This is a genomic window from Capnocytophaga sp. oral taxon 863 str. F0517 (assembly GCF_000466425.1).
Classification (GTDB): domain Bacteria; phylum Bacteroidota; class Bacteroidia; order Flavobacteriales; family Flavobacteriaceae; genus Capnocytophaga.
This window is the reverse complement of sequence record NZ_KE992150.1, coordinates 1-548: the sequence shown is the minus strand read 5'-3', so window position 1 is coordinate 548 and position 548 is coordinate 1. Positions and strand designations below refer to the sequence as shown.

Genomic DNA, 548 nt, shown 5'->3' with positions numbered 1-548 from the left:
CAAGAGGAACTCAAGTACAACCCTGATGCTATTGATTGGGAAACGTTACAAAACTTAGGGGTGAGTCGAGAGTCTTTAGAGAAGAGGAACCTATTAGAGCCCCTCTTAAAAGGTTATAAAACCAATGAACTGGTGCCTATTAGTTTCAATTTAGGCTCTACAGTAACCCGCTTTGATGCTCGTCTATCCCTAAGGGAAGTTGATGGAAAAGTAGCAGTAGCCATTCACGGGATGCGTAAGGAACCACAATTGGATTATCCTTTCTTTGGTCACGAGTTTTCAGAAGAGGATAAAAAGAACCTGCTTACCACAGGAAATATGGGACGTACAGTTGAGCTTACCAATACCAAGACAGGAGAAAAAATTCCTTCTATTATCAGTATTGATAAGCTCACCAATGAAATCATTGCCTTGCGCAGTGAACACATCAAAGTCCCCGATGAAATCAAAGGAGTCAAACTCTCCCAGGAGCAAAAACAAACACTCAAAGAAGGCAAGCCCCTGTTTGTCGAGGGAATGACCTCTAAAAAAGGAGAGCCTTTTAACGC

General features: G+C 42.2%; 1 protein-coding gene. It reads left to right on the top strand.

Going from position 1 to position 548, the window contains the following annotated elements:
* A partial coding sequence (locus tag HMPREF1551_RS06340; protein WP_021628249.1) for a DUF3945 domain-containing protein occupies positions 1-548 on the top strand: 548 nt, incomplete at both ends.